Source organism: Actinocrinis sp. (assembly GCF_035938995.1).
Classification (GTDB): Bacteria; Actinomycetota; Actinomycetes; order Streptomycetales; family Catenulisporaceae; genus DASZGI01.
Window position 1 is genome coordinate 1 of sequence record NZ_DASZGI010000400.1, and the last position, 8,052, is coordinate 8,052.

The window sequence follows — 8,052 nt, forward strand, 5'->3', positions numbered from 1 at the left end:
ACGCGTGGGTGTGGGACATGTACCGCCCCGCCCGCTTCGTCAAGAACGTCAAGGTCGTCACCTTCAAGGACGTCAACGTCGAGGAGCTGGCCAAGGCTGACCTCGAGGTCCCGACCGACTGATGCCCGCGACGTCCCGACCAGAGGTCTCGACCGGCTGGCGCCCTGCGACGGCCCGAGACCGACTGACGATTTTCAGAGCCCCGGCCGCCCGACGGTCTGCGACGTCCCGGCTTGTCGGCGGCTCTCGCGCCATGACTAGCCGTCGGCTGGTACGGCAGTCGGACTTCGTGATCTGACGTGTCGCCAGCGGGCCACTGGCACCCGGTGATGGGCAGGCAGCTCGCCGGACCGACGCCGTGAGCGAACCGGCATCGACGGCAGTCGCGGCGCGCGGCCCAGCGCCTGTGCACGGACCGGTATCGACGGCAGTTGCGGGGCGCGGCCCAGCGTCGCCCGCTGATGGGCAGGCAGCTCGCGGGCCAGCGCCTGTGCGCGGACCGGTATCGACAGCAGTCGCTGCGCGCGTCCCAGCGTCGCTAGTGCCCAGCCGGCCAGCCAGCGCAGCGCCGTGGCCGAGAGCCAGTCGCCGTGTGAGCCCTGCTTACCTGCTCGACTGGGCCGCGTGCCTGCTCCTGAGCTCTGCGTGCCTGCTCCTGAGCTCTGCGCACCCGCCCGGCCGGGCTCTGCGTACCTGCTCCTGAGCCCCGCGCGCCAGCTCGGCTGAGCTCTTGCGCGCCAGCACGGCCGAGCTGCTCTCTTGCTTCCTTCCCTCGCCCTTCCCTCTTCCTATCGCTTTTCACCTATCCGCTCATGCCTTTCCCTTACCGCTTTCGTACTGCCACCTTTCCGCCGCGTCCGATAATCACCTAATCCCCAAAATCGAGAGTTATCCACAACTCTCAAGAAACCTCTCCCCAGCATTCTCGAAATCCCTCAAGGTTGATCTTGCGGGTCGCGCTCGGCATCCGCACGGAGAAGAGGGGTGCCACATGGGAATCTCGGCAACGAGCCCGATCGGCGTCAGATCGAGCAGCCCGACATACGCGAAACCCAATACCCGCGCCTGGGGCCACTGGCTCGGCCGCTACGGGGAGGAGGCGGCCGCGCGCTATCTCCACGAAGCCGGTTACCACGTGCTCGCCCGCAACTGGGTCTGCCGCCAACCGGACCTGCGCGGCGAACTCGACCTCGTGGCCCGCTACCGCCGCATCATCGTCGCCTTCGAAGTCAAGACCCGTGCTGGCGGGCGGCTGGCCCATCCTGTGCAGGCCGTCACCGAGGAGAAGCTCGCCCGCTTGCGCCAACTCGCGGGCGTGTGGATCCGCGACTTCCATCGCAACTCGCCCATGCTCACCCGCCGTTCGCACATCATCCGCATCGACGTGATCGCCATCCGCACCGAGCCGCGTCCGCCCTACAAGATCCAGCAGCTCGACCACATCGTCGGAGTGGGCTGATGCTGTGCTGTCAGAGCTGTCTCCATCGATCTCGCCCCCATCGGCGATCTCGGCCTCGTCCCCATCCCGGGGGACTCTGATGCCCGGCTTCGGGCGCGCGTGGTCGGTCGGACTGCTCGGCCTGCGCGGGACGCCTATTGAAGTCGAGGCATACTGCGCCGCCGGACTGCCGAAGTTCACCCTGATCGGCTTGCCCGACTCGGTGCTCTCCGAGGCGCGCGACCGAGTACGAGCCGCGACGCTCAGTTCTGGCCTGGACTGGCCGCAATCCGTGCTGACCGTCAGCCTCTCTCCGGCCTGGATCAAGAAGCACGGCTCAGGCTTCGATCTTGCCATCGCGTTCGCGACCCTGCGCGCCACGGGTGCGGTTCCCAGTGCCGCGCTTCCGGACGCGGTCTTGATCGCCGAGCTCGCACTCGACGGTCGCGTAAGGCCCATCCGGGGTGTGCTGCCGTGCGTCGTCTCCGCCGCTCGTGCGGGGCTGACCTCGTTCTTTGTCGCCGAGGCCAATGCGGCGGAGGCCAAGCAGGTGCCGGGCGTCACGGTGATCGGACTCCGCTCGCTGCGCCAACTCGCCGCGCTCGCTAACGGCGCGCCGGTGCCCGACGAGCCGCCGAGCGAGCCCGATCATGTACCACCCGACGGACCGCCCCCGGAGGACCCGGGCTACGAGCCCGATCTTTCCGAGGTCTTGGGGCAGTACGAGGCCCGCCGCGCTCTCGAACTGAGTGCGGCAGGCGGCCATCACCTGTTCATGTGCGGCGCTCCCGGCTCGGGAAAGACGATGCTGGCCCGACGGCTCCCCGGGATCCTGCCGCCCCTTGATTCGGCCGCGGCACTCGAGGTCTCCGCGATTCACTCGCTCGCCGGGACGCTGCCGCCTGACAAACCACTGATCGACCGTCCGCCCTTCTGCGCCGTGCACCACTCGGCCACGGTGCCGTCGATGGTGGGCGGCGGTGGCGGCGGCCAGATCCGGCCGGGTGCCGTCTCACGCGCCCACCGCGGCGTGCTCTTTCTCGACGAGGCTCCAGAGTTCGGGCGAGCAGTACTCGACTCTCTGCGGGAACCGATCGAGTCGGGTGAGGTCGCGATCGCGCGCGCCAGCGGCATTGCCCGGTTCCCGGCCCGCTTCCTTCTCGTTGCGGCGGCGAATCCGTGCCCTTGCGGCCGCGCGGGCAGCCCGGCGGCCAACTGCGTATGCGAACCGCGCCAACGCGTCGGCTATCTGGCCAAGATCTCCGGGCCCCTGCTCGATCGCATCGATCTGCGAGTCGACATCGCACCGGTCGGTCCGGCAGAGCTGCTCGACGCCGCGTCAGGCGGCCAAGCCGGCGAACCGAGCAAGGTCGTCGCTGAACGTGTCGCGCAGGCCCGCGAGCGCGCCCGCCGACGTCTCGCCGGGTCACCGTGGACCTGCAATGCGGACGTCCCGGGTCAAGTACTGCGCAACCACTGGCCGCTCGGCACTGCCGCGCTGGCCAGCGCCGAGCGTGCGCTGCACGCGGGTGTGTTGTCGGCTCGCGGACTCGATCGGGTGATCCGGGTGGCCTGGACTGTCGCCGACCTCGCGGGGGCCGACCGTCCGGATCGCTCGGCGGTCGACACGGCGCTCGGCTTCCGGCTGGGCCTCCAAGCGCTGACCGGTTGCTGACCGAGGAATCCGATCATGGCCGAACACGACTCCGACAACGCTGCCCGCGAGAACGACCGACTCGCCCGCCTCGCACTCAATCAGGCGGTCGAACCGGCTGATCCCGCCATCGGCCGGCTACTCGAGCATCACGCGCCGAAGGACGTGCTTTCCGCGATCCACGAGGACCACCTCGCCGAGCTCGAACCCGATCCCACCCGGCGCGCCAGGCTGACCGAACGCGCGGTCGGCTTTCGACTCCGGCTGGAGCCCGGCCGAGTCGAACTGGCTCTTGCGGCAGCCGATGCGGTCGGCGCGCGGTTCCTCGTCCCCGGAGATTCGCAGTGGCCTGCGGCTCTGGACGACCTCGGTGAGCAACGGCCGATCGGCATCTGGGCAGTAGGCGGCTGGCCGACCGCGTCCGTGGACGCGATCTCTATCGTCGGCGCGCGTGCCTGCACCGGTTACGGCTCGTACGTCGCGGGCGCTCTCGCCGCGGACCTCGCCTCGGCCGGTGTCGCAGTCATCTCAGGCGCCGCACTCGGGATCGACGCAGCTGCACATCGGGGCGCGCTCGCCGTCGGCGGGCCGACCGTCGCAGTTCTGGCATGCGGGATCGATCGGGTATACCCGAGGGCACACGAGGTGCTGCTGCGGGCCATCGCTGAGCGCGGCGCCGTGTTGTCCGAACTGCCGCCCGGCTCGACGCCGACCCGGTTCCGCTTCCTGCATCGGAACAGGATCATCGCCGCGCTCGGGAGCGGCACGGTCGTAGTCGAGGCGGCCCGGCGCAGCGGCTCGCTGGTCACCGCACGGCTCGCCGCCGAGCTCGGCCGGGTCGTCATGGCCGTCCCCGGGCCGGTGACCTCCGATCAATCGGCTGGTACGCACGAACTGGTCCGTGATGGCGCGATGCTCATCACCGGGGCCAGCCAAGTAAGAGAGGCATGCAGCAGCCTGACTGCCACGCCGGGCCCGACGTCCGCCACCACCCCGAGGGAGTCGGATTCCGGAGGCCGCCCAAGCAGCGAAGCGCTTGACGACGAGACCATCGATCCGATCGAGGAACTCGTCATCGAGGCCCTCCCCACGGCTCGCGCAACGGTCGGAGCTGACGTTCTGGCGCTCGCCCGGGCGACCGGAGTGGCGCCCGAGACCGTCTTCGCCGCTCTCGGGAGACTCGCCGCGACCGGGAGGGCGGTGAGAGCCGGTTCCGGCTGGACCCTCGCGGCCGGGCGTCGATGATCGGCTCCGGCGCATCCGTGGACTGATCGCGCCCTGACCACGGCGCCCGGTGAGTCGGCCGCAGACTCGCCGCGTGCCGCACCGTCGCCGCGTGCCTTCACAGTGGTGCCGTGCCGCCATACCGCCGTGCCTATGGAGCTGCCGCAACACGCCGCAGAGACAGCCATAAGTGCCCCGCTGAGCTCTCACCTGATCGGGCAGCGACGTGCTGGTTACCGTGGAGGACGATCTGGTTACGCTACGCTCAGAGGGCGGCCGAGGCAGTCTCGAGAAGGATCGCGTGGTTGAGTGGATCAAGGCGAGTGATGCCCAGGAACAGCCAGGTCCGTGCGACCAGGTACGACGAATCGGACTACCCGGCCCGGAACTCCGCCGGTGTCCTGCTGGACGCATTGTGGGCCGAATTCAAGGCCACTCGAGATCCCCAGCTCCGGGAACGGTTGATTCTGCACTACTCGCCGTTGGTGAAGTATGTCGCCGGACGCGTCTCGGTCGGTCTCTCCGGCACGGTCGACCAAGCCGACTTCGTTTCCTATGGCATCTTCGGCCTCATCGACGCCATCGAGCGGTTTGAACCGGACCGCTCCATCAAGTTCGAGACTTACGCCGTCAACCGGATCCGTGGCGCCATCATCGACGAGTTGAGGGCGCTCGACTGGATCCCGCGCTCGCTGCGCCAGAAGGCCCGCGAGATCGAACAGGCGTCGGTCCGCCTCGAGCATCGCCTGGGGCGGACCCCGACGGAGCGGCAGATCGCGGATGAGATGTGCATCACCCTCGGTGAGCTGCATCACATCTTCTCCAGGCTTTCTCTCATCAATGTCTTGGCGCTCGACGAGGTGCTGACCCTGTCCACCGGCGACGGAGACCGGCTCAGCCTGGTCGAGACGCTGGAAGATCTCACCGCCGATGACCCGGTTGAGGCCTACGAGAGCCGCGAGACGCGCCACATGCTCGCCAGGGCCGTCAATACTCTGCCGGACCGGGAGAAGACGGTGGTCACCCTCTACTACTTCGAGGGCATGACGCTGGCCGAGATCGGACAGGTGCTCGGAGTGACCGAGAGCCGCGTCTGCCAGATCCACGCGAAGGCGGTCCTGACCCTGCGCACACGCCTGGCCGAACTGCGCTAGCGGAAGATCCGATCTCTCCGTGAGACGGTGTATCACCTCCAGCAGTGGATCGGCTCGACTACTCTGGACACGTGCCCAGGATCAAAGCCCCGACGGTTGCCGAGCATCGAACGATGCAGCGCACGGCCCTCCTGGACGCGGCCCGGGATCTTCTCGCCGACGGCGGGATGTCCGCGCTGACCTTCGCCGCGTTGGCCGAGCGGGCCGGGTTGGCGCGCTCGTCGGTGTACGAGTACTTCAAATCCCGCGCGGACGTGGTCGAAGCGCTCGCGGTGGAGGACTTCCCGGCGGCCGTGGCAGACATCAGGGGCGTGATGCTGGCGCAGCCGACGCCGGAACGGCAGATCGCCGCATACGTGCGCCGGCAACTCGAGTTGGTGGCGCAGCCGGGTCACCGCAGCCTGCTTGCCCTCTCGGTGTTGGAGCTGGACGGGCAGGCGCGCGAGCGGATCCGGACCGCGCACGGGATGCTCGTCGACCTCGTCGTCGGGGCGTTGCGCCGCCTCGGCCATCCGGACCCGCGAGCGGCGGCGGCAGTCCTGCAGGGCGCAGTGGACGGCGCGGCGAAGCGCATCGACGCCGGAGCCGATCCCGCGGCGGTCATCGAGAGCGCGCTCACGCTTGTGTTGTTCGGCGTACGTGGGCAGCGCCGCGCCCGCTGAGCCCGTCATGCCAGGCGCGCGGCGCCGGTGTTTACGCAGGCATCGCCGACCGATGCGACTGGCACATTCGACACTCGGTTAGCCCGCGCCTACATCTCTAAGCCAGCTACTGCAGTGGCGAATCGCCAGTCACATCTGACAGCGATATCTGGCTGAATATTCCAGGGAGCCCTAGGTCGCGGCGCGCCGATATTCATACTTTCCTGAGTTATCCACAACCTTGTCGAAAGCTCTTCCTGGAGTATTGCGGATTCGGCGATCCTAGAGGCATGAAGATCATCGCCATGTTCGCCCTGCTCCTCGCGACCGGTCCGGCCTGGGTCTCGCCCGCGCCGTTCCACGACCTTGCCAACACGGCGGCGGCAGCGCGGGCGTCGGCTGGCGAGGCGTCGAAGTCAAGAGGGTGGGACGGACTGCACTCACGGCTGCGCCTCGGCATATGGCAGTGGCCGGTCTATGACATTGGGGGCGGGTCGCCGCAGATCTTGCGAGGATTCCACCCGCCCGCGCAGCGGTGGCAGGCCGGGCATCGAGGGGTGGACCTCGCAGCCCCGGAGGGTGCACCCGTGCTCGCGGCGGGCCCCGGAACGATCTCGTACGCGGGGACCCTGTTCGGCCAGGGCATTGTGGTGATTTCTCATGGGAGTGTCCGCACCAGCTATGAACCCGTGACGCCGAGCGTGCACGTCGGCGACGTCGTGGCCCGAGGGTCGCCGATCGGCACGCTGACGGCGGGGCATTGCGCGGGGCAGGCATGCCTGCACTGGGGATTGCTGACTGGGCACCGCCACGGCGTGCGGTACTACGACCCGTTGGTGCTACTCGGGCTGTCTCATCTTCGGCTCGAACCGGTTACGTGATCGTCGCTCTGTGATCGGGTGAGGAGGTGTTCCGGCTCTGGGCGGCCGTGGCTCTGCTGGCCGGGAGAATGCGGTTCTCATGCCGGGTGGCCTGCTGCTTTCCGCCAGGTGGTCGTGTCTCTCCGCCGGGGCAGCCCTGTTTTCTCTTCGGTTTCTCTCCGCTCCGGTGGCGATCGGCTTCGGGTGCTGGTGGCCCTGGCTCTGCCGCCTGGGGCGTGGGTGCGGTGGGTGGTGCGATCGAGTGCGTTCCGGGACTGCGCGGACCGGTTAAACTTGCTACACGGTCCGCTCTGTCGGACCGACTTCGCGCGTCCGGCGACCGGGTCCTCCACAGTGTGGCGAGCCCCCTCACGACATCCGCCCGGTCCGCTTCACCGCCCGTCTGACGGCGGCGGGGGAGCGGCGCGGCCGTCCGGCCGGACGCCAGGCGCGGAGCCACCCGGCTCCGCACTGAACCGGACGAGATCGAGGAGGACACGGCCGTGGCCGTCGTCACCATGCGCCAGCTCCTGGAGAGCGGCGTGCACTTCGGGCATCAGACCCGACGCTGGAACCCGAAGATGAAGCGCTACATCTTCACCGAGCGCAACGGCATCTACATCATCGACCTGCAGCAGTCCCTGTCGTACATCGACCGCGCCTACGAGTTCATCAAGGCCACGGTCGCGCACGGCGGCACCGTGCTGTTCGTCGGCACCAAGAAGCAGGCCCAGGAAGCCGTCTCGGAGCAGGCGACCCGGGTCGGCATGCCCTACGTCAACCAGCGCTGGCTCGGCGGCATGCTCACCAACTTCTCCACCGTGCACAAGCGGCTCCAGCGGCTCAAGGAGCTCGAGGAGATCGACTTCGACGACGTGGCCGGCTCCGGCATGACCAAGAAGGAGCTGCTCGTCCTGCGCCGCGAGAAGGACAAGCTCGACAAGACCCTCGGCGGCATCCGGGACATGCAGAAGGTCCCGTCCGCGGTGTGGATCGTCGACACCAAGAAGGAGCACATCGCGGTCGGCGAGGCGCGCAAGCTGCGCATCCCGGTCGTCGCCATCCTGGACACCAACTGCGA

Annotated in this window: 8 protein-coding genes; all 8 read left to right on the forward strand. The window is 68.5% G+C overall.

Features of this window, described 5'->3' with window-relative positions; genetic code table 11:
- A partial coding sequence (locus VGZ32_RS27330; protein ID WP_326889106.1) for a DUF2469 family protein occupies nt 1-122 on the forward strand: 122 nt, incomplete at its 5' end.
- Between the two features lie 869 nt (nt 123-991).
- Nucleotides 992-1,459: a YraN family protein gene (locus tag VGZ32_RS27335; protein WP_326889099.1), complete on the forward strand. Its 468-nt coding sequence runs from the start codon at nt 992-994 to the stop codon at nt 1,457-1,459.
- Between the two features lie 79 nt (nt 1,460-1,538).
- Nucleotides 1,539-3,113, forward strand: coding sequence for a YifB family Mg chelatase-like AAA ATPase (locus VGZ32_RS27340; RefSeq protein WP_326889100.1), 1,575 nt, complete (start codon nt 1,539-1,541; stop codon nt 3,111-3,113).
- Between the two features lie 15 nt (nt 3,114-3,128).
- A complete protein-coding gene (dprA, locus tag VGZ32_RS27345; protein ID WP_326889101.1) occupies nt 3,129-4,337 on the forward strand; it encodes a DNA-processing protein DprA in 1,209 nt (402 codons plus the stop codon).
- A 305-nt stretch (nt 4,338-4,642) separates the two neighbouring features.
- Nucleotides 4,643-5,470 carry an RNA polymerase sigma factor WhiG gene (whiG, locus tag VGZ32_RS27350; protein WP_326889102.1) on the forward strand — a complete coding sequence of 276 codons (828 nt, stop codon included), beginning with the start codon at nt 4,643-4,645 and terminating at the stop codon, nt 5,468-5,470.
- Between the two features lie 113 nt (nt 5,471-5,583).
- Complete coding sequence (locus VGZ32_RS27355; protein ID WP_326889103.1) at nt 5,584-6,132, forward strand: helix-turn-helix domain-containing protein; 549 nt, start codon at nt 5,584-5,586, stop codon at nt 6,130-6,132.
- A 269-nt stretch (nt 6,133-6,401) separates the two neighbouring features.
- A complete protein-coding gene (locus tag VGZ32_RS27360; protein WP_326889104.1) occupies nt 6,402-6,992 on the forward strand; it encodes a murein hydrolase activator EnvC family protein in 591 nt (196 codons plus the stop codon).
- A gap of 482 nt (nt 6,993-7,474) precedes the next feature.
- Nucleotides 7,475-8,052: 30S ribosomal protein S2 (rpsB, locus tag VGZ32_RS27365; RefSeq protein WP_326889105.1), on the forward strand; the 578-nt coding region annotated here is incomplete at its 3' end.

Coding starts and splice junctions, on each gene's coding strand:
- whiG (WP_326889102.1), top strand. CDS start 4,643: ATGCCCAGGAACAGCCAGGTCCGTGCGACCAGGTACGACGAATCGGAC.
- VGZ32_RS27360 (WP_326889104.1), top strand. CDS start 6,402: ATGAAGATCATCGCCATGTTCGCCCTGCTCCTCGCGACCGGTCCGGCC.
- VGZ32_RS27335 (WP_326889099.1), top strand. CDS start 992: ATGGGAATCTCGGCAACGAGCCCGATCGGCGTCAGATCGAGCAGCCCG.
- dprA (WP_326889101.1), top strand. CDS start 3,129: ATGGCCGAACACGACTCCGACAACGCTGCCCGCGAGAACGACCGACTC.
- VGZ32_RS27340 (WP_326889100.1), top strand. CDS start 1,539: ATGCCCGGCTTCGGGCGCGCGTGGTCGGTCGGACTGCTCGGCCTGCGC.
- VGZ32_RS27355 (WP_326889103.1), top strand. CDS start 5,584: ATGCAGCGCACGGCCCTCCTGGACGCGGCCCGGGATCTTCTCGCCGAC.